General features: G+C 36.9%; 18 protein-coding genes and 1 riboswitch. Of the genes, 3 read left to right on the forward strand and 15 right to left on the reverse strand.

Annotated elements, in window-relative coordinates; translation table 11 throughout:
* Positions 1-11 precede the first annotated feature (11 nt).
* From JF53_RS04615 to JF53_RS04685, 15 genes are all read right to left on the reverse strand, one after another.
* Positions 12-2,090, reverse strand: a complete 2,079-nt coding sequence (locus tag JF53_RS04615; RefSeq protein WP_047980860.1) for a FapA family protein — start codon at positions 2,088-2,090, stop codon at positions 12-14.
* A 12-nt stretch (positions 2,091-2,102) separates the two neighbouring features.
* Entirely contained in the window at positions 2,103-2,936 is an 834-nt protein-coding gene (locus JF53_RS04620) for a PP2C family protein-serine/threonine phosphatase (protein ID WP_047980861.1), read from the reverse strand.
* Entirely contained in the window at positions 2,936-3,253 is a 318-nt protein-coding gene (locus tag JF53_RS04625; RefSeq protein WP_236686909.1) for an STAS domain-containing protein, read from the reverse strand. Before JF53_RS04625 ends, JF53_RS04620 begins: the two co-directional genes overlap by 1 nt.
* Positions 3,254-3,267: 14 nt before the next feature.
* Positions 3,268-4,854, reverse strand: coding sequence for a methyl-accepting chemotaxis protein (locus JF53_RS04630; protein ID WP_047980863.1), 1,587 nt, complete (start codon positions 4,852-4,854; stop codon positions 3,268-3,270).
* 12 nt (positions 4,855-4,866) lie between these two features.
* Positions 4,867-6,312 (reverse strand): class I adenylate-forming enzyme family protein, encoded by a 1,446-nt coding sequence (locus JF53_RS04635; protein WP_047980864.1) that lies wholly within the window; start codon positions 6,310-6,312, stop codon positions 4,867-4,869.
* Between the two features lie 4 nt (positions 6,313-6,316).
* Positions 6,317-6,544, reverse strand: a complete 228-nt coding sequence (locus JF53_RS04640; protein ID WP_047980865.1) for an acyl carrier protein — start codon at positions 6,542-6,544, stop codon at positions 6,317-6,319.
* 7 nt (positions 6,545-6,551) lie between these two features.
* Positions 6,552-7,610, reverse strand: coding sequence for an alpha/beta hydrolase (locus tag JF53_RS04645; RefSeq protein WP_047980866.1), 1,059 nt, complete (start codon positions 7,608-7,610; stop codon positions 6,552-6,554).
* Positions 7,594-8,526, reverse strand: coding sequence for an ATP-binding protein (locus JF53_RS04650; RefSeq protein ID WP_047980867.1), 933 nt, complete (start codon positions 8,524-8,526; stop codon positions 7,594-7,596). Before JF53_RS04650 ends, JF53_RS04645 begins: the two co-directional genes overlap by 17 nt.
* 19 nt (positions 8,527-8,545) lie before the next feature.
* Complete coding sequence (locus JF53_RS04655; RefSeq protein WP_236686906.1) at positions 8,546-9,262, reverse strand: SDR family oxidoreductase; 717 nt, start codon at positions 9,260-9,262, stop codon at positions 8,546-8,548.
* A complete protein-coding gene (locus JF53_RS04660) occupies positions 9,259-10,080 on the reverse strand; it encodes a 6-carboxytetrahydropterin synthase (protein ID WP_047980868.1) in 822 nt (273 codons plus the stop codon). Before JF53_RS04660 ends, JF53_RS04655 begins: the two co-directional genes overlap by 4 nt.
* A gap of 16 nt (positions 10,081-10,096) precedes the next feature.
* Positions 10,097-10,672 (reverse strand): GTP cyclohydrolase I FolE, encoded by a 576-nt coding sequence (folE, locus tag JF53_RS04665; protein ID WP_047980869.1) that lies wholly within the window; start codon positions 10,670-10,672, stop codon positions 10,097-10,099.
* Between the two features lie 212 nt (positions 10,673-10,884).
* Positions 10,885-10,969: riboswitch (cyclic di-GMP riboswitch) on the reverse strand.
* Between the two features lie 382 nt (positions 10,970-11,351).
* The gene (locus JF53_RS04670; RefSeq protein WP_047980870.1) at positions 11,352-13,046 is read right to left on the reverse strand and encodes a methyl-accepting chemotaxis protein; all 1,695 of its coding nucleotides are present in this window, start codon (positions 13,044-13,046) and stop codon (positions 11,352-11,354) included.
* Positions 13,047-13,159: 113 nt separating this feature from the next.
* Entirely contained in the window at positions 13,160-13,942 is a 783-nt protein-coding gene (motB, locus tag JF53_RS04675; protein ID WP_047980871.1) for a flagellar motor protein MotB, read from the reverse strand.
* Positions 13,935-14,720 (reverse strand): flagellar motor stator protein MotA, encoded by a 786-nt coding sequence (gene motA / locus JF53_RS04680; protein WP_047980872.1) that lies wholly within the window; start codon positions 14,718-14,720, stop codon positions 13,935-13,937. Before motA ends, motB begins: the two co-directional genes overlap by 8 nt.
* A 284-nt stretch (positions 14,721-15,004) precedes the next feature.
* Positions 15,005-18,463 (reverse strand): flagellin N-terminal helical domain-containing protein, encoded by a 3,459-nt coding sequence (locus JF53_RS04685; RefSeq protein ID WP_053071882.1) that lies wholly within the window; start codon positions 18,461-18,463, stop codon positions 15,005-15,007.
* A gap of 321 nt (positions 18,464-18,784) precedes the next feature.
* Between JF53_RS04685 and pseB the strand changes: the two genes are divergently transcribed.
* The 3 genes from pseB to JF53_RS04700 form a co-directional block, all read left to right on the forward strand.
* A complete protein-coding gene (pseB, locus tag JF53_RS04690) occupies positions 18,785-19,768 on the forward strand; it encodes a UDP-N-acetylglucosamine 4,6-dehydratase (inverting) (protein WP_236686907.1) in 984 nt (327 codons plus the stop codon).
* Position 19,769: 1 nt separating this feature from the next.
* Positions 19,770-20,948 carry a UDP-4-amino-4,6-dideoxy-N-acetyl-beta-L-altrosamine transaminase gene (pseC, locus tag JF53_RS04695; RefSeq protein ID WP_047980874.1) on the forward strand — a complete coding sequence of 393 codons (1,179 nt, stop codon included), beginning with the start codon at positions 19,770-19,772 and terminating at the stop codon, positions 20,946-20,948.
* 130 nt (positions 20,949-21,078) lie between these two features.
* Positions 21,079-21,671, forward strand: a 593-nt coding sequence (locus JF53_RS04700) for an IS256 family transposase (protein WP_201777894.1), incomplete at its 3' end; no start/stop codon positions are given.

The raw sequence follows: 21,671 nt of genomic DNA on the forward strand, positions 1-21,671 counted from the left end.
CTCGATATATCTTATTGAAAGATGATGGCATCATTATCATCCAATCGTGCTAAAATATGTTTGCGATCATCCTTCAAAATGGTGGTGATATTACCAATTTTCAAAATAGTACCTTCAAACGCTTTTTTGATTTGTATCGTTTGATCCTTGGGAACGGCAACAATTGTTTTCACACCACTAATTGCCCCAACTTCATTGATGGTAACACCTAAACGGCCGTATACCTCACCACCACGAACAACGCCTTTGACTTGCAATTTACCACCAGCATGTACTTTTGAACTAATACAGCCTTTGCCAATAATACTAATATCACCACTACAATATAGTTTGCTGTTGATCGTATCCGATATGGTAATATACGCATTTGGTTCTACTGGTAATTGACTTAAATCCGCTAATTCCTTCATTGTTTTTTGTAAGTTATTCAGCCGATCTAATGTAGTCACTTGATTAGATAGCGATAAGAAAATTTGTTTAATGGATAATCCTACTTGTACCCACTCTTTATCCTCTAAATAGTCTTGGCCCTTTTCGACTACCTCTTGGTAATTCTTTGCATATGGTAAAAAGTTTTTAAATCGTTTTTCCAGCAGAATCATAATTAATGGTTGTAGCCCACTAATTGAAAAATCCGTTGATTTAAACGCGGGACTATTCATAAGTTGTTTAATAACCGATATCATTTGTTCCAATTGGGAATTCATGATTCCCAATAAATGGCCTAATTCCACGATAAGCATGTTATTCTTACCAGCCGCAAGATCTGAATTAACCACATTACCTTTTACGACAATCGATTTTAATGTAGTTAACGTCGCAATACTAGCTGATTTGTGAACGATAATATCGCCTTCCGCTTCTACCAGCATATTTTCTTCTACTTCACCGAGAATTTCCACATCACCATGGAAGCGAATATTTCCAGTAGCAATACTTACATTATCTTGATGGATAAGCTTCGGAACAATTTTAACCTTTGCTAATTGGCCACGCTGTTCAACCGATGGCCTACCAGATTCTGTTGCCACTAACTTATCATCAACTACTTCCATCCCTTTACCCGCCACAACTTTAAGCGGATGTGTTTGCTTTGCTAGTAATGGTTCATTTGTTACTGTAACCCCTGGTGTTCCTGGTAGTGGGGGATGAATTATCCCGATGATGCTTCCCTTTTCCACCGTAGGGATATGCTTACTATCACGGAAATTCACATTTCCTGACTGATCCTCTACAAGACCATTCATCGGATTTATTTCCACTTTCAATTCAATCCAACCATTTTTTCCCGGCTCTGGATTTTTCCCAGTGGCAATCGTGTAGTCTCCCGGCTCTGTTGCATTTGCCGCTTCCACAATACTACTATGATTAAACCCATATACCACGCGTAATTCTTCTAGTTTCGCTAACACATCTTTATATTGTAAGGTATTAAGATTTTCCATATTCTCGATGAGTGTAAGCTCAATATGGTCGCTAGGCTCTACTTCTTCTAATGTTCTCGTAATGCGATAGCCTGGTTCAATCGAAAGTACCGCATTTAATTTGCTTGAATCTAACGTTACCTTCCACTTTGTCACGGCTTCACTAGTTGGTTCGAAATAGACTTCCAGATGATCCTTCTCAGAAATAACAGTAGATTTCTGTTTAACAGGCTGATTGTTTTTAATTAATTGAATACCTTCACCAATTGTTACGGTTGGGAGCTGGGTAGGTGAATCCTTTACTACTAATTTACCTTCCGTTACCCATGCCATACCTGCTAGCTTATCAGATATCTCCTCATCGTTTTCTGTAACAACCGCTTCTATTTTAGTCTCATTCTTCGGGTTAGATGCTGGCATGTCATCTAAATAAGTCTCAATTGCATCAATCGTACTTCTACTCGTAGTAGAAGACGGTTGAGTACTCTCTTGTGCGTTAGTCAGCGTCATTTTTACAATAGCTTGTCTCTTCCCAACTCCAATAAAGCCTTGCTTTTCCTGTTGAATAATCTCAATATCAACTTCGCTCTTCTTAGCATCCAGTTGGTCTAATCCTAAATATATAGCTTCTTCAACCGTTTTACCTTTTGAAATTATCGATTGCATTATTTTCACCCCCTAGGAATTTATTACTGGGGAATTGTAGCTCGTAAGCTTCGCTGAATCATGTATTATTTTCAACATAACCATCGTAATGTCATCTTTTTGAGGAGTATTTTCCGTATACTCATTTAGTGATTGAATTACAGATTCCTCAAGTTCATGAACATCCTTCGAAAAATTGGCAATCAATGTGTCTTGCAATCTTTCAATTCGGTACATTTCTCCATTAGAATTTGCCGCTTCTGTAATTCCATCTGTGTAAAAGAAAGCAAGATCATCATTTTGCAATGAGATACGTTGCTCTTGATAAATTGTCTCAGGGAGACCTCCAAGCATAACTCCTTTTGTTTCTGGAATTGTGACAATTTCCTCGGAACGTACCACTAACGGTAAATTATGTCCAGCAGTTGAATACGTTAAGATACTCTTATTCGGATCCCAGTCAGCACATAATACCGTGACAAACGAACCTAAGGTACGCAAATCTTGGTATATGGCTTTATTCATAGCCGTTAGCGTCTTCGCTGGCCCTTGTGTACTCTCAGATGCACTTCGAAATGCCCCGCGCGTAAGAATCATCAACATCGCAGCAGGGATTCCTTTTCCCATTACATCGCCTATGACAATCCGCAATTTCCCATTAGGTAATACGTAGAAATCAAAATAGTCTCCGCCGATTAAACGAGCAGGAATGGAAACGCCTGAAACCTCACCACTATCTAGCTCAGGCTTTTTTCCATTTAACAGCTTCATTTGAATATTACGAGCCATTTTAACCTCTCGTTCTAATGTTCGTGCTAATTCCTTGTCCTCTTGTACACTTTCATAGGATAACTCTCGTTGAAACATTAGTTAGCCCCCTTTTGCAAAGATTGCATAATTTGGTAAACTCCAATCGTTTCAAACAGTTCTTCAATTTCCGTATTTATACCAACCAACTCAACAGCGAACTCCTTAGCGTTTGCTTCATGAACTAGATTGATAATCGCACCAATTCCAGTTGAGTCGATGAATTCCAATTCAGTAAAGTCAATGATTACCTTAGTTGTTCCAACTTCAATCGCCCGAATCTCTTCAATAAATGGATCCATCGTTGCATAATCTAACACGCCATTAACTGCAATGGTACAGATCGAGCCTTCTACCGTTTTCGATAATTTGATCATATCTTCCACTGCACTCACTCCTCGTTCTGACTAGTTTCCTTTAATTCAAATTTATCCAGGTTACGCAACAGCTTCTTCGAGATTTCGGATAAAGATGAAGACTGGCCGTGTAGTGATTTCAACAGGTCAGACAATGTAATCGTCATCTCCGTTGTAGAATTAGATTGGTTTTGCACTAATTCACGAACCTGTGTAAGTCGTTCTAATACATCCTTCTCTTGGATATTTCCTTCTACCAATAGCTTCTCAATCTGCTCAATAATATAGTAGATTTCATCTGTCTTTTCACGTGACTCTGTTGTTGCTTCCATAGACATCGTATACACTTTTTCTACCGAATTATTTGCTTCCGATTCTAGCATATAAGCATGTCGCTCAGTTTGAACAGCCTGCTCCTTCGTCTGTCCTAATACTTCATTTAATGTATCAGCCATTCGGTTGGTACTTTGAGACAATTGCTCTAATTCTCCACCATCTTTTACATCACTACGCTTCGTAAAGTCACCAGTTTCCAGTGATTTAATCTGGGTGATGATTTTAGCGATATTCGTATAAATCTTGTTGAAGAATTGCGTAGTCGTTAAGAACAACACAAGTAATGCAACAAAACCAAATGCGATTAATAGCAAGGAATAGCTTGTAAATGGTGCTGCCATTTTTTCATAATCCATTGCAACATATATAACTTTCCCTTCATCGTAAGGGATAAACATTTTATAAATATCTTTTCCATCGTGCTTGTCTATCATTGTAACTTCTTTTGGATTATCAGCTAAACCAATTAAAACATCTTCATCTGTTTCATAGTTATAGTTACCATATACAACTTTTTGTAATGGTGGATATATCGCTTCTGCTAAGCTCGGATCAGCAAAAACACGCGGGTCTAAAACAGCGATTTCTTTTGCATATTCGTGCTCACTTAACACATTTTCTATCCACGCACTTGGCCCTACTTGTTGTGTGAACTGGTATACTTCATTTGCTTCAATAAAAATACTAATAAAGTATTCTGCACCTGGCTCATAATAATACGCGTATTTAAAGAATTGTGGTTCCTCTCGGGAGCCCGCTTGCGCTGTATACAGAACAATAATATTATCTGAGTAGTAACTTGCTAGTCCTTCTACATCCATTTCCTGACCTGTATAGAGCCCTTCCTGTACGGCATAACCTTGATCATTAATCCCTTTAAAGGTAAAGCCTAGCTCATCAGGCTCTGTTGACTTAATAACACTAATGATCCCTTCATCATCATAGGAAAAAATATCAATACCAGCGATTTCATTTGCCTGTTGTAGCTCACTTAACTGTTCGTTAGTGATATTGTCTAATTCTCTCGGCAACTGATCATTAATTCGTTTCAATATACTTTCTAGTTTAAAATCAATTTGTTGCTCGATTGCTCGAGACGCTAAATCCGTTTCTGTGATTCCTTGTTGAATACTTTCACTAATCATTCTAGCATCTCGTTCAACATTCTCTTTTACTTGTTTATTAATAACGAAAACTTGTACGAGGCCAGAAATCAGTGTGATACTAATTAGGATGATAAATAGCCTAATATTAAATTGGCTTCTTAATGTCCGTTTCTTTTTCATCTTGTTTACTCCTTAAACTGTTCCAGAATGTATTTTTTTAAGCGTGATTTTGTCCACTTTACCTTGTGTAACCGGGAACTCATCAATGAATTCGATTTGGTCCGGTACTTTGTAAGCTGCAATTCGTTGCGAACAGTAATAGGTAAGCTCTTTACTATTCACTTCTCCATCCGGAACAACAAATGCAATAATTTCTTCCCCATAAATAGCATGCGGTACTCCAAAAACTGCTGCTTGCTTCACTTTTTCATGATGAATCAGCGTTTGCTCAATTTCCCCTGAAAATACAGCTTGTCCGCCTTTTTTTATCATTTCTTTTTTACGACCAACGATGTCAAACTTACCGTCTGCCTTTATGTCAGCCATATCACCGGTATACAGCCATCCCTCTTCATCGACTACTTCACTTGTAAGGGTCGGATTTTGATAATATTCTTTAAAAGCAGTTTGTGATTTAACCAATAACTCCCCATCTTGAAGCTTATATTCATTACCTTCTACGATTGAATATTGGCTAGTTTCACGGAAGTTATTGTAGGCAATTGCTCCACCCTCAGTACTTCCATAAAGTGTCATTACCTGACAATCATCGGTTAATGCAATTTGTTCTAGGAAATCGTGAGGGATTTTTTCTCCTCCAAGTACAACCCAGGTAAAGTTCTCCATAACGGCTGGTTTTACCCCTTTTGCTACTTGGTAAATTGCTTTCAGTAATGAAGGTGTACCGACTATCTTGTTACATTGATGTTTATCTAACATGCCGATGATTTTTAGTAAATCAAAGTTTTCCGCGAAAACAATTTTAGCCCCACTTTGAATACCATAAAAGAAAGTTGTTAGGCCAAAAATACCAGTCGGCGGTGCTATAAGAAACACATTGTCGGTTCGCTGGAAATCCATATACCTTGGAAATAGATCGTAAGCCGCATCCAGAATATTATTTTGCAGCACCATTCCTTTTGGAGTACCAGTGCTTCCAGAAGAACAGCAAATAAATTCTATTTTCGTTTCTTCCAGATGTCTTGGTTCCCCGTCAAAATAATGCTCTGACCAAGTTGTGTTATCAGCTGAATCAAAAATAACCGTTTCTTTTTTAGATTCTCTAGCCCAATTTTGTAATGTTTCACTGAATGAAAATTGGTTCAGTTCTTTAATCGTAAAGATTATCTGAGGACTTAAAAATTCCATCACTGCTGTCAAATCTTCTTTTCGATATTGCCAGCTAAGTGGAATAATCGTTCCTCCTAAATTGTTAACTGCTAGCGCAATCGCTAGGTACGTATGAATGGTCGGTATAATTAAGCAAACCCGTTTTCCATTTATTTCTTTGTCCTTCAACATTTCCTCATAAAACACGACCATTTCCTTTATATCGCGTGCTGTGTAGTCATTCGTGAACGTTGATAAAATTACTTTGTCCTCATCATAATTAAATAGCTTATCCATTATAGCGTGCATGAACTTATCCTCCCTCAACGATTCTATATACGTCTTCCACTGTTTGAACACTTTCTTGACTTACAAATTGATTAAAATCAATTCCCGCTTTATCAGCTAGTTGCAAAAACAAATTCACTAATCCTAACGAATCAATTCCTAAATCATTCACAAAGTTTGTCTCTGGCTGTATATTCTCTGTTGGGATGTGGGTTATATCAGAAATTATTTCGATAAATTCTTCTATAGTCATGTCAATCTCACCTTTCCGGAATAAACCATTTCATGGATTGTTCTCGAACCTCGTTTAGTTTGTAATTACAGCAATGCCCTTCCTCTGGGTACTCTACTAAGCGCTTTGGAGAAGGTAAACTTTCATAAAATTGTTGTATATCATTATCTGGTACCATAACATCCTTATTCCCATGAAATAATTGGATTGATTGGTATTGATTAACATCCTTAAGATCTGGAACAACATAGCTAGACTCACCGGGTTCTGCAATAAATTGAATCCGTTCGCCGAAATAGCCTGGAATAGCATTACGCTCACCTACCGCTGGACTAACAGAAGAAACACTTTTCACCTTAGGGTGCGTACTTCCATAAATTGACCAAGCTGCACCAGAACTCGTTCCAAACAAATGGATTGCCTGATTCGGATAATGGTTAGCTGTCCAATCAATGACCTGCTGAACAAATGCTTCCCATCGCTTCTTCGTTACTTTCATTCCGTTGAATGTATATGTTTCTCCTTGTCCTGGCCCATCGAAACTAACCGTTATAAAACCAGACTCAAGAAAATGATTTTCATAGCTATATAATTCTTCCTTTGTGGAATCAATCGGATTCACGATGATAATACAGCCAATCGGTGCTTTAGGCTCCCGAACCCGGCCAATACAGCCCATGCCATCAATCGAAAAATGTTCCTTGCTACATGGAATACACGCGATATCATCAGCTTTTTTCACTATTTCTTGTGACCTTTGATACCACTTCATTTTCTCTTCTGACCGATTTGGATAAATCCAATGGACAAGATTATAATATAATGCTGATTGACGATAACGAGATTCCGCCTGTTCCAACGAGCCTTCTTTTTCCAGCAGTTTTGCTTCTTCCAGATGTTTTTCACCAAGCTGTGAAAATGAATCTGTCCATCCTGATAATGTTGCGAGCGATTCTCTGACCGATTGCACCTCTGTAAAATCGATTCCATGAACAACCCAACGATCCCAAAAGCCATCAAATAATCTCGCAGTCATTAACGTTTTTTGAATAGTACTATTAGGATCAAATTCATTTTTCATTTGCATGTTCATCCCCTCCAGCTTCCAGAATAAGAATAAGCGTCGAACCCGTTTCCGAAGTCTCTAACACGACCTGTTTCGCCATCTTCATCATTAACGTAAATCCCTGTCCAAGCGACTCTTTCGTAGAAAATCCAGCCATTAACGTTGTTTTCGGTAAGATTTTTAATGGAAATCCTGGTCCCTTATCTGAGATGATGACATGAAAGGCATTCGCTGCTCGGTAAATGGTCATCTCTCCATGTTCCGCATGTTTTAAAATATTCGTAACCGCTTCGGAAATAATTAAGTTATAGCTCATTACCTTCGAGGAAGATAATCCTAAATCCGTAAATACTTCTTTAGCAGTATTACGAGCCTTTGGAACATCCTCCCGGTTGACGATTTTAACAGAACATAACTGTTCACCCTGTTGGTATTTCTTAATCTCATTTTTAGCAATTAAGAGGAAACTACCATGAGTGGAAGCATAGATAACATCCCGGTATACTTCCCACGCATTTTCCTTTTGAATCGGTTGTAAGTCATCAAACTTCACATCTGCTTGAATTTCACTGAATACCCTTGTTAGTACGTCTTTTGAAATATGTTCTGGATGAATTGCCTTCATCTCTTCCTCGATAACAGCATTCGCTCGAATCCAGTCTACAAGACTATCTGCTAGTTGCATTAATTCTTTTATAAGTCCATCTTCTAACTCTTCAAATGAAATAGCCTCAAATGACTTGAGAAATAATGCTTCTCTATCTAACTCATCAAGCTTTAAAGCAGCTGCACATCTCGAAACAACCCATCCTATCAATGCTCTTCTTTGAACAGATTGATAGGATACTAGATGTGAAAACTTCGGCTCCGTTGTAAGCTGTACTTGTTCTTGGCTGTCTCCAGTGCCCTCTTTTCGAATTTTTTGAAAAAACCCCATTTACTTGCCCGTCCCGTCTTTATAGGATTCCATAAGGTGGCATTATGGTAATTTCATCAACTACAGATTGCTTAGGCTGACATAATAAAAATGCGATATGCTCTGCGATGGATTGTAATGGAATCATATTCGCTTTATCGAGTTCAAAATTACTAGTCTCCCAGAATGGGCTGTCAATTGCACCAGGTAGTACAGCAGTAATCCGAACACCATCGCTTCTTAACTCTGATTGTAGTACCTGTGTTAACCCACGAACGCCAAACTTAGATGCCGTATACCCACCATTTCCTGGAAGGGCTGTCGAACCTGCGACCGATACTAAATTCAAGATTTGCCCGTCTTGTTGCTCTTTCATTATTCCTCCAACATGCTTGCAGGTTAGGTATGTACCGCGAAGATTAACCGCAATCATATCGTCAAAATCCTGGGTATCAGAATCTAGTATATTCGCAAAGGTTCCTACACCAGCTGAATTAATTAATACATCAATTCGACCAAAATTAGTGACAGCCTGACCTACTAGCTGCTCAACAGATTTTTCTTCGCGAACATTTAACGGAACTAGTAATACATTATCCTGCTGATAATCTGTCGCTAATTGCTCGATACTTCTTGCCCCAAGGACAAGCTTTACATCCCATTTCACTAACATATCAGCAATAGCCTTTCCGATACCACGACTAGCACCGGTAATAACCACTACTTTTCCTTTTAATTGTGATAGGTCCATTTTCATTTCGCTTCACCCGGCCCAAAATATTCGAAGTAATTTTTCTCGGTTTCCCATAATCCAACCTTATATAAATTATTGATATGAGGTGCCAGCATGTCATAAATAACCTTTGCCACAACCTCTGATGTCGGATTCAAGCCTGCAAACTCTTCCACATCTAAATTCAAATGCTTATGATCAAATTTCTTTAAAATAATTGCTTCAACCGTTTCGTCTAATTGCCCTAGATCGACTATCATTCCAGTAGTCGAATCTGGTTCTCCAGTAACCGTAACGTCCAAGTAATAATTGTGACCATGGCCATGTGGATTATTACACTTGCCAAATAAAGCTAGGTTTTCCTCATCAGAAAGCTTGTCACTATGCAAGCGATGCGCTGCACTAAAATGATATTTTCTCGTTAAATTGACCAATTTCCCTTCTCCCTTCTCAGAAAACAAATAACTGTTCTCATGTAATCTCAAACGATGTAGCGTACAATCCTCAAGTTGAGGTGCTACCTTATCCCATAAGTACATCACGATATTCTCAGTAGTCGGGATGTTTTTCACGAAATATGGATGCTCTCTATTTAAATATTTTCCATCCAGCTCTTCTTCAATTAAGCCTCCAACTAAATCCTTTATATCAACGGTATTCACAACAATCCCGGATTCATCATTTAGCTCACCTTTAACCATGACCTCTAACTTGTAATCATGACCATGACCGTTCAGATTGCTACATAAACCAAATACTTGTTCATTCTTCTCCGCAGTCCATTCTGGAACGTGGTAACTATGCATGGCTGAAAAGTCAATTCTTCTCGATAAATAAAGCATGTTTGACTCACCCTTCTTATCTAGTTTCGATATTCTTTTCAAACTCGCGAACAAGTGAATCGTTCTCTTTGAATAGACCCTTCTTAACAGTCGTTACCGTTGCTGAACCTGGCTTCTTCACGCCGCGAGCACACATACATAAATGCTGACCCTCTAAAGTCACCATAACCCCTTTTGGCTGAAGAACCGTCTCAATTGCATTAGCGATTTGGTCTGTCATACGCTCCTGAACCTGAGGTCTTTTGGAAGCCAATTCTACTAATCTAGCAAACTTACTTAATCCAACAATACGATCATCCGGAATATATCCAATAGAAGCTTTTCCGAAAAATGGAATTAAATGATGCTCACAGAATGTATAGTAATCAATGTCCTTTACAACGATCATGCCATCATAGCCCTCTGAATCAAAAGTCGTTGTTAGTGCCTGTTCTGGCGGAATTCCAACTCCTGCAAATACTTCCTTATACATTTTTGCTACACGGTTAGGCGTATCTAATAGTCCTTCACGATTTGGATCCTCTCCAATTAATTCTAAAATCCCACGAATATTCTCCTCTAACGCTGCATGTGCAATTACATTTGTTGTCATTTCTTTTTCCTCCTAAAAATAATTATTAAAAATAAAAAATAGCCCCCCAAAAAAGTTTGGCGGACTATCGGTTTTTCAATGCATCATTAGAAAACTTGCAATCGCTCGTTCCTTTAGCGATTGCATTAGTTTTCCTTATGCCGGCGAGAAAGATTGTTATACTTTCCTATCGGCCAATAAACACATTGAAATCAATTGTCTTTTCCAACCTTTTCGGCAACCCGGCGATCCTAGTCATAAGACCTTAGACCCGTAGCTTTGCGTCCTTATCTTTCAATAAGTTTGCTATTATCGTAGGTTACTAGTAAAGCGAATTATTTACTCTTTTTCCTTGCGGACTATTTTTTAGTAAAAAAGACCTATTAATAAGACTTTTTTACTATGTTAAAAAATTTCCATCACTATCATAATACTTTCTGGTCATACATGCAACCAGTATTTACCTTACTACTCAATAAATAGTGGAATTTCGTATTATTGGTAAAGAACTATCAGGAAGGCAATCCAACATAAACCAAGGACTTATTTACTATATCGTACGAAATTAATTCTTCTTGTATAGCTTTTGCATAAATATGTTTACGGTAAATTTATCCAAACATTAATGCTTTGAATAAACAATCGGTTTGTCTCCCAATATGCTACTGAGAGATCAAACCGATTCAGTTTCACTATTCACTTATAACTTGAATTTACCAATCTGCAAGTTTAATTCTTCTGCTAGCTTAGCAAGTTGATCAGAGCTTCCAGCAAATTCTTCCATTGACCCACTTACTTGTTGAGCAGATGCAGATGTTTGCTCGACTCCAGCTGCAGATTCCTCAGAAATTGCTGCAATCTCTTCAATAGAACTACTCATTTCTTGGCTGTTAGCAGCCATGGTCGTTAAATTAGTTGTTACCGTAGTGATGCTCGTAACCATATTCGATACTGCGTCACTAATTTTCTTAAAGGTTTGTCCAGTTGTTTCAATTTGCACTGTTCCTTGTTCCACTTCTTTATAACCATTTTGCAAGGATTCCGAAACTGAACTCGATTCGTTTTGAATATTACCGACGATACCTGTAATGTCCGATACAGAATCCGAAACTTGCTCAGCAAGCTTTCTTACTTCGTCAGCAACAACGGCAAATCCTTTCCCATGTTCCCCAGCACGCGCTGCTTCAATCGCAGCGTTAAGTGCTAATAGATTTGTCTGCTCTGCAATTTCTTGAATAACAGAAACTAGATTCGAAATTTTTTGCGAATGCGCATCTAATCCTTCAACCTTCTTGACAGCATCTAGTACAATTTGATCAATCTGCTGCATTTGATATGTAGAAGACTCCATTAGATGTGCTCCCTCATTAGTCAAATCAAGCACCTCTTTGGAATAATTCGCAATATGCTCCCCATTTTCATTTGCTTCCATAACGTTTGTAGAAAATGTACCCATAATTGATGAGAGGTCACCTGCACTATTCGCCTGTGTTTCTGTACCTGTGGCAAGTTCTTCCATAGTAGAAGCAATTTGCTCTGCACCTAGCTTCACTTCATTTGCAGATTGCGTTAATTCCTCACTTTGACTTGATACAGTTTCCGAAACCTCATTTATTGTTGATAACAGCTCACGCATATTAGCATTCATTTCATTTGTAGCCTCGACAAGCTGGCCAACCTCATCCATTGATTTAGTTTCTAATGGTGTATGGTGTAGCTCTCCATTTGCAATTGCTTTCATACGATTCATAACTAGCTTAATTGGTTTCGTGATAAGCGTAGCCGTTATAATTGCGACTAGGATACCAATTGCGACAACCAATATAGCGAAAATTAAACTTGTCATATTACTTGCATTACCACTGTCAATTATTTCTTGACCTTTGTCATTGATTAATTCTTCTTGTTTTGATGCTAATGCTTCAAAACCTTCCATCAGCTCATCTGCAAGTGGTTTAACTTGATTGTTCATGATTGTCATGGCTTTCTCTTTATCGCCTTCATCATAAGCCGCTAGCACTTCATCGGTTAGCGTTCCCCACTGAATCTTCTTATCAATTAAATCGTTAACTTCAGCTGATCCACTTAACTCTATAACTTGATTTTCCAAGGCAATACTCTCTTCTATACCACCATCAAAACTATCACGGTAATTTTTGTCGCCATATAATAGATAACCATTCAATAAAGCCGTACGATTTGCCATATTAAAGGCAAGCTTTTCCTCCGCAACTACTAAAGGAACTTGATCACTAACAATATCCGATGTATCATTATTCATCTTACTAATTGTTAGGAAATTAAATGTACCTAGGATTAAGACAAACAGTAATATCAGAGAAAACCCTAGGATAATTTTGGTACGAATACTTTTTAATACTACTAACCTCTTCATGCTTAACACCTCTAGTTGATATTTTTTATGTAAAAATGAAATGGTTATTCTGTGTCACAGAATAACCAAGTTAAACAATAACTTAATTAACACCTGAAATATTTAGTACAATTTTACTCGTTAGCTTCAATCTGACCGGCAATATCGTAATTCGGTAATATCAATACTTCTACTCGTCTATTTCTTGCCCGATTTTCCGCACTATCATTTGGCACTAGTGGTTTAAATTCTCCAAACCCTTTCGCACTAAATGTAGTTGGATCAAGATCTTCATTCTCAAGCACTAAATTCATAAAATTAACGGCACGCATAACACTTAACTCCCAGTTAGACCCGAACTGACTATTATTCATAGGCACATCATCGGTATGACCACTGATAACTACCTGATGCGGCGGATCTGTATAAAGGAGATTAGAGATCTCACGTGCAACCACTCTACCATCCTCTTTAACAACTGCACTACCAGAATCAAAGGAAATATCATTCTTGATTGAAATCATTAGTCCTTCTTCTGATAATTGTGTAGCCAACGAGTCGGTGAGATTGTTTTCATTTATATATTGATTGATTCTTTCCTGAAGCTCTTGTAAATTGAGTAATTCTGTTGTTCCTTCTTCTGTCTCTTCCTTGTCGTGCTCCTCTTCCTTATCTTTTTGCTCAGGTCGCACTTCAGTGGGAGGAATAGGACTTGGATTATCCATTATCCCTTCATCTCCACTAGAAAATTCATTTCGGAATACTGCAGCTAATTCTTCGTATTTCTTTGTATCAATTTCACTCATCGCAAACAAAACGATAAACAATGCCACAAGTAGTGTTAATAAATCTGCGTAGGGGAGTAACCAAGATTCATCAACATGATGCTCTTCCTTATGCTTTTTATTTTTACTCATTGTCAGGCTCCGAGATTAGTTTCTCATAATCTTTAGATGTTAAGAAAGAGCCTAACTTATCTTTTACAACTTTTGATGACTCCCCTGTCGTAATCGAAATAATCCCTTCAATCATAATTTCCCTAATTTCAACTTCTCGTTTTGACTTGGCTTTTAGTTTATTGGCAAAAGGATGCCATAACACATAACCAGTAAAAATACCAAGTAATGTTGCAACGAAGGCAGCTGAAATCGCATGACCTAATGCTTCAATGTCACTCATGTCAGCTAATGCCGCAATCAATCCGATAACAGCTCCTAATACCCCTAAAGTTGGTGCATAGGTACCGGCTTGAGAGAATATCGCAGCTCCTTCTTGGTGGCGTCTTTCCATCGCATCAACTTTTTCAAGCAGAACCTCTCGAATAAATTCCGGCGTCTGACCATCGACTGCTAATTGTAGACCAGAAGAAAGAAAAGAATCATCGATATTATCTATTTGGTTCTCTAATGACAAAATGCCTTCTTTACGCGCTTGGTCTGCCCAGTTGGAGAACATATTAATAATCTCTCCAAAGTTTTCTTCCTTTTTCTCGGTGAATATAATTTTAAAAAGTGCAGGCACCTTCTTCAAGGTATTCATTGGGAAAGCAATTGTAACCGAAGCTACTGTACCAGCTAAAATAATCAAGATTGCAGCTGGATTAATTAAAGCTCCGAGGCCAACCCCTTTTAAAACCATCCCAACCCCGATGGCAACAACTCCTAGTATGATTCCTATTAGTGATGATTTATCCATTTGTGGACCTCCATGTTTAATGTTATTTGCAGTTTACATATAATTTTTACGGATACCAATCGAATTCGTTATATGAACTAGCTTTAATTCTTCTATAGTCTTAATACTTTAAAAAGAAATAGATTAGTATTTATAACTTTGTACCTATTTTGTTTATCGTACAAAAATCGGAGGAGTGAATAGGTATTTTGTAATTTGTTATTTTAAATGTACTAAATCTCAACCTCTTACTAGTACAGAAATTAAATTAGAGACTCTAACGAAAGAGTCTCTCTAAAGTAGTTTTATTTTAATAATTGTAAAACTTGTTCCTTACTTTGATTGACATGAGTGATCATTGCTTGTTGCGTTTGTCCTAGTATTTGAAATTTAACAAGATTCATGGATTCTTTTGCCATATCAGCGTCTTGAATTTGACTTAATGCTCGGGTAGTATTTTCCTTAATTACTTCTAAATTGGATGAAATGTGTTCTAATCTATTTTCACTTGCACCAATATTCCCAAGTTCCTTTAAAATAAAGTTTTGTGCTTTATCAATAATTTCTAATCCTTTTGTTGCATCCTGCAAATCACGGACACAAATCACATTCGTATCTCTTAACATATTATCAAAGGAGTTTATTTCTACCGTGTAATTTTGTCTTGCATTCGCTCCAGTTTGGAATACAAATTGATTTGGTTCATATCCAGTTCCTTGACGGACATTGTATTGAACCGAAAGAACATTATCACCTGCATTTAATGCTATATTATTTTGATTCAATACAATTCGATTCCCTGAGAATGAGTACTGATCCTCGTTTAAAAGATTATTATTTAGATACATCTGTAGGCTTGATGGATCTAACTCTGCATCCATTAATCCATGGCCAGTTTCATGCTCACAGTAATTATGAAAGTAATCTGTTGGCATGTTATCGTCCAGATTAATAGCTAATGAATCAAAGTAATAAACCTTCAAATCAGTATTGTAAGAGGAATTCGTAATATCAGGACGAGCATCGCCAACTATTTCTATTTGATTTCCACTGTAAACATAACCATTACCCGAAAAGTCATCTGTTTGTTGGACTTCCTCTCCGTTCAACTCTACCTTGTATACATAGGAACCACTTGGAACATTTTGAATTAAATCAGTAGATTTTACAGTATAAATATCGAAATCATAGTTATTATCATCTTTATCCGGTCGAAAAGTCCCATGTAAGGAAAGCTGTTTGGAACTACTGTCATACGTATACCCATTTGTTTCATCATATGGAATTTCAACACCATTTTGATAAACGCGTATTGCCCTAGGTTCACTCTGATTCTCATCACCGTAGTTTAATGTATTAGAGGCTAATTGAAAATCATAGGAATCATTACCCACGTTCGTATAGGATCTCTCATATACGTATCGAACCTCTACATCATAATTACTGGAGTCTCCCGAAGATGGGCGAGCATCTCCATACAACTCAATCCGATTGGTAGAACTATTATAAAAATAACCATTTTGTTTCGTAGAATCGTAGCTTACTTCACTCCCATCCACCAAAACCTTGAATGTGATTGGATTATCATTTCCATAATTTTCCGGTGTTCGGGATAATTGAACTTCTACCTTGTCATCTGTTTTGGAAACATCATTCGTTGGGACTACCATTTCGATGAAATAGGTATCATTAACATCCGGACGAGACAAACCATGTAGCTCAATAGTATTTGTATCTGCGTTATAGGTATAGCCTTCAACATCAGAATAAGCAATTTCTTCTGTCCCGTTTCGATATACATGAATAGAGTTAGGAGAAGTATCACTTCCAAGATTGTAAATTTCAGGATGATAATTCAATTTAATCCCATAAACTTCTTTATCTGTGTTTGTACTATCCGATACATATTGATAAGTTACTGATTCGTTCGAAAACATATCTGGACGTGCATTACCGTATAGCTTTATATAGCCATTTTCATAAGTATATCCATTCGTTTTTGTTTCATCATAAGCAACTTCTTCTCCACCAACATAAACTCGTAAAGATCGATTGGTAGAAAGATCTGAATCGGTAAGATTATACGTATCGATATTGGAATCAATTAAATAGGATTGAATCTCGTTTTGTCCATCATAATCTGATAGATAGTCAACTTCAACAGTTTGATTATGGGAAGGACGCAGATCACCATAAAATTCTATTATCCCATTCTCCTCATCTACGAATACTCCTGTTGTTCCTTCCACATCAATTGGTCTTTCTGATAATAGCTGAGATTTATCTACCACAGTGCCTCCAACTCTTATATTTAAAGAACGCGGTGCACCTTCTTCACTGTCAGCGTGCATATTATAAACCTCAGCATTCGAAGGAATACTTAGGGTGTAAAAGTTGTTTTGAAAACTGTCGGAAACATAAGATATAGAGTAATAGTCCTGTGCATCATCTCCTGATTCATTTCCAATAATCGCTTTCCCATAAAATGTTATTTCATTTCCTTCGAGCGTATAATAGTAGCCATCTTCAGGTGGTGTTTCAGAACCATCCCAATATACTAATTCAGTCGATCCATTATCATTTATTTTTTGAATTCGAAACGATGCAGTTTCCGTGTTCATCCGGTATAGGTCCGGTGAATTCTGCAATGTAATTGTGTTATTAATTGCGGGAACATTTAATGTGTCCGTAGTTGGAATAATGGGTTTGCTACTACCAGCTGTTTGATTGGTTATATCTACATCTACTTTTTGAATATTACCTTCATTATCAGAATAAACAAATGATGTTTTACCTACTTCCTCAATAGGTGAAAAACTAAACCCTGTTGTTCCATCATTTTGATTATAGCTATATGTTTTCACATTCTGCCAATAACTACTACTTGTGGAGTATCTTTTTTCTAAATACAAACTAGCAGTAGAACTATCATATCGTAGTCGCATTAAACCATTGTTTATATACATCTTTTGATCAATAGGGATAGAACTGTTATTTACACTTGGATCGATACTTCCATCACTTGGTACAATATAGTTCCCATTATCCCGAGTGGAGTCAAATATAATCGATTGCCCATCAGCGGTCCATCTTGGATGATGGTCAACTACAGTTGATGCATTATAGGATTCTGGTTCATGTGGAACCGTTTGGATGGAAGGATTACGAACAACATTAAGATTACTTGTTTGATCTATCGGATAGAGATAATCACTATCCATCACATTATTGTAAATAGTTGCATTGTTTTTTTGTAGTTCGTTTAACGCTATCGTTTTAGAAGCTTCGCGGCTCTCATAGATATATTCCCCGGGATTAATATTTGTGAGTAGTTTCTTGTTGTTAAATTCTGTATTTTTCACAATATCATTTAGGCTCTTCTTTAGTTCATCGATTTCATTTTGAATAAGTAATGTATCAGCATCCGACATTCCTCCGGGTTGGTGATGAATATCTGTATTCGTACCATTCATGGCCTGTATGGTAAGTTCACGAATACGTTGAACGATTCCTGACATTTCTTGCATTGCACTGTCAGCTGTTTGTACTAATGAATTAGCATCTTGAACGTTGCGGATTGCTTGATTGGTACCTCTTTTTAAAGCAAGTAATTTTTGACTTATAGCTAATCCAGCTGCATCATCTGAAGCGGAATTTATTCTTAGTCCGCTTGAGAGCTTTTCTAGTGATTTTTGTATGTTATTTTGCGTTTGTTTTGTTTTGTTATTAATCTTTAATTGTAGTTGGTTACTGTTTATGTACATCTTTTGTGCCTTCTTTCGATGTGAAGAATTATGGTTCTTACCATAAAGAATGTAATTGATTATGTTTAAATAATATGAAATACTTTTACGAAAATATTATCGGTTAAAGTTTAAATTTATTTAGGCTTTTTTTCTATAAAATGGAAATAAATGGTCTATAAAGTAGTTATTAGCATTTTAAACGAAGGGATATAAGCTCTACATATTTACATTTAAACTTAAAACGCATTGTATCTAAAATTTATATTTTTGCAATTACTGCCGATATTAATATAGTATCTAGTTATAGAAGATAAATAAGAAACGAAGAGGGTAATGTACTTGGAAGAATTCAACAACAAAACTATCCTAGTTACAGGTGGAACTGGTTCTTTTGGAAAGAAATTTATTAAAAAAATATTAACTTTTGACGTTAAAAAGGTAATTGTATTTAGTCGAGATGAGTTAAAGCAATATGAGATGGCGCAAGAATTTAAAGATAAAAGAATACGCTTCTTCATAGGAGATGTACGTGATAAAGATAGACTTTATCGAGCATTTGATGGGGTTGATTATGTAGTTCACGCTGCTGCCTTAAAACATGTTGGGGCATGTGAGTACAATCCTTTCGAAGCAATTAAAACTAATGTTTACGGGGCGGAAAACATTATTGAAGCTGCTATTGATAGAGGTGTTAAAAAAGTTATAGCACTTAGTACAGATAAGGCCGCCAGCCCTGTAAACCTATATGGTGCTACAAAATTAGCTTCAGATAAATTATTTGTCGCTGCAAATTCATACACAGGTGATAAAGAATCTGCATTCTCGGTAGTTAGATATGGAAACGTAGTGGGGAGTAGAGGTAGTGTAGTACCGTTCTTTCAAAAAATGAAACATACTGGAACTATTCCAATTACAGATGAAAGAATGACTCGATTTTGGATCACACTTGAGCAAGGAGTTCAATTTGTTATTGATAGTTTTAATAGAATGTATGGTGGAGAAATATTTGTTCCTAAAATACCAAGTATGAAAGTTACAGATTTAGCAGAAGCTATTGCTCCTAATTGCAGTTTACAATATGTAGGAATAAGACCTGGAGAAAAGTTACATGAATCTATGATAACAGTAGATGACTCCCGAAAAACGCTTGATATGGGTGATTATTTTGTTATTCAACCTGACTTTTCATGGTGGAAGCCAGAAAATGGGCAAGGCGGTAAACAATTAGTAGAAGGATTTTGTTATGTAAGTAATACTAACGATCAATGGTTAGCTGTAGAAGATTTACGTAGATTAATTGAAGTTAACAGTGGTGATAGCTGAAATGGTAAATTCTAAGCATCCATTTATACCATACGGAAAGCAAACAATAGATGAGCAAGATATTCAAGAAGTAGTAAAGGCTTTAAAAAGTGATTTTTTAACTACTGGACCTATAGTGGACTTATTCGAGCAAAGGATTGCAGAATATGTTGGTGCTAAATATGCAGTTGCCTTTTCTAACGGGACTGCTGCATTACATGGAGCGTGTTTTGCTGCGGGTATTAGGGATGGCGACGAAGTAATTACAACACCAATGACTTTTGCAGCTAGTGCTAATTGTGTACTATATGTTGGCGGAATACCTATTTTTGCCGATATCGACCCCAAGACTTATAATATTGATCCAAAAGAGATTCGCAGGAAAATCACTTCAAAAACAAAAGCAATTATTCCAGTAGATTATACAGGGCAACCTGTAAATTTAGAAGAAATAATAAAAATTGCCGAAGAAAATAATTTAGTAGTAATTGAAGATGCCGCACATGCAATAGGTGCAACTTACAAAGGTAAAAAAATTGGCTCAATTGCAGATATGACAATGTTCAGTTTCCATCCAGTTAAACATATAACAACTGGAGAAGGTGGTATTATTACTACGAATAACAAATTATATTATGATAAGTTAAAACAGTTTCGTTCACACGGAATCACTCGTGATAAGACTCTTTTAAAAGAGTATCATGGTCCATGGTATTATGAGATGCAATTCCTTGGGTATAATTACCGGATGACTGATATTCAAGCTGCCTTAGGTACAAGTCAATTAAACAAGTTGGATATGTTTATTGAAAAACGCAGAAAAATAGTTAAGCAGTATAATGATGCTTTCAGAATACTTGATGAAGTAACCATTCCATTTCAAAGCCGTGACTCCAAATCAAGTTGGCATTTATATGTACTACAGTTAGAAACAGAAAAGCTATGTTGTGATAGAAAAGAAATGTTTGAAGCTTTACAAAAAGTTGGTATAGGAGTTAATGTTCACTACATCCCTGTTCACTACCAACCATATTACCAAAAGTTGGGATACAGAAATGGAGAATATCCAATTTCAGAAGAAGTATATAGTAAAATCATTACTTTACCTTTATTCCCCGGCATGGTAAATGAAGACGTTGAGTATATTATACGTAATGTAAAAGATTTAATAACGAAATATAGTTTAAAAAGCAATGGCTAATTAAGCGAGCAAATTGGCCATTGCGGGAGTGTAATATAAACTGTGTAAGTAAGAGAGCGTACGGCTCTTACTTCGCAGTTTATTTTTTTATTGTTAAACTAAGAATATATGAATTGGGGAGTTGTTTCTAATGGCGAAATCGAAGCGTGATCCAAAATCAGTAGAGTTAGCTAATAGAATTATAGAACAATACCAACCAGAGTCCGTACAAGACATGCAGAATGCACTGAAAGACATATTTGGCCCTATGTTTGAATCCATGTTAAAAGGTGAAATGAACCATCATCTTGGCTATGATTCAAACGATAAAGGGGAAAAGAGCACAGATAACAGGAGAAATGGTTACGGAAAGAAAATCTTAAATACCAGTGCTGGGGAAGTGGAAATCGAGGTGCCACGAGATCGTGACGGCTCTTTTGAACCTCAGATCATCCCGAAACGTAAAAAAGATGTTTCTGAAATAGAGGACAAGGTTATTTCCATGTATGCGAGAGGCATGTCCCAACGAGACATATCATCTACCATTGAAGACATTTACGGCTTTTCTGTGTCTCATGAAATGGTTTCTGATATCACAGATACCGTGCTGCCTGATTTAGAAGAATGGCAAAGTCGTCCTTTAGATGAATGTTATCCTTTTGTCTTTGTAGACTGCATGTACACAACCATTCGCAATCAATACGAGACAAAAAAGTACGCTGTTTACACCATTTTAGGCTATAC

It is taken from the genome of Ornithinibacillus contaminans (assembly GCF_001038425.2).
GTDB classification, from domain to species: domain Bacteria; phylum Bacillota; class Bacilli; order Bacillales; family Amphibacillaceae; genus Ornithinibacillus; species Ornithinibacillus contaminans.

Coding starts and splice junctions, on each gene's coding strand:
- JF53_RS04615 (WP_047980860.1), bottom strand. CDS start 2,090: ATGCAATCGATAATTTCAAAAGGTAAAACGGTTGAAGAAGCTATATAT.
- JF53_RS04620 (WP_047980861.1), bottom strand. CDS start 2,936: ATGTTTCAACGAGAGTTATCCTATGAAAGTGTACAAGAGGACAAGGAA.
- JF53_RS04625 (WP_236686909.1), bottom strand. CDS start 3,253: ATGATCAAATTATCGAAAACGGTAGAAGGCTCGATCTGTACCATTGCA.
- JF53_RS04630 (WP_047980863.1), bottom strand. CDS start 4,854: ATGAAAAAGAAACGGACATTAAGAAGCCAATTTAATATTAGGCTATTT.
- JF53_RS04635 (WP_047980864.1), bottom strand. CDS start 6,312: ATGCACGCTATAATGGATAAGCTATTTAATTATGATGAGGACAAAGTA.
- JF53_RS04640 (WP_047980865.1), bottom strand. CDS start 6,544: ATGACTATAGAAGAATTTATCGAAATAATTTCTGATATAACCCACATC.
- JF53_RS04645 (WP_047980866.1), bottom strand. CDS start 7,610: ATGCAAATGAAAAATGAATTTGATCCTAATAGTACTATTCAAAAAACG.
- JF53_RS04650 (WP_047980867.1), bottom strand. CDS start 8,526: ATGGGGTTTTTTCAAAAAATTCGAAAAGAGGGCACTGGAGACAGCCAA.
- JF53_RS04655 (WP_236686906.1), bottom strand. CDS start 9,262: ATGAAAATGGACCTATCACAATTAAAAGGAAAAGTAGTGGTTATTACC.
- JF53_RS04660 (WP_047980868.1), bottom strand. CDS start 10,080: ATGCTTTATTTATCGAGAAGAATTGACTTTTCAGCCATGCATAGTTAC.
- folE (WP_047980869.1), bottom strand. CDS start 10,672: ATGACAACAAATGTAATTGCACATGCAGCGTTAGAGGAGAATATTCGT.
- JF53_RS04670 (WP_047980870.1), bottom strand. CDS start 13,046: ATGAAGAGGTTAGTAGTATTAAAAAGTATTCGTACCAAAATTATCCTA.
- motB (WP_047980871.1), bottom strand. CDS start 13,942: ATGAGTAAAAATAAAAAGCATAAGGAAGAGCATCATGTTGATGAATCT.
- motA (WP_047980872.1), bottom strand. CDS start 14,720: ATGGATAAATCATCACTAATAGGAATCATACTAGGAGTTGTTGCCATC.
- JF53_RS04685 (WP_053071882.1), bottom strand. CDS start 18,463: ATGTACATAAACAGTAACCAACTACAATTAAAGATTAATAACAAAACA.
- pseC (WP_047980874.1), top strand. CDS start 19,770: ATGGTAAATTCTAAGCATCCATTTATACCATACGGAAAGCAAACAATA.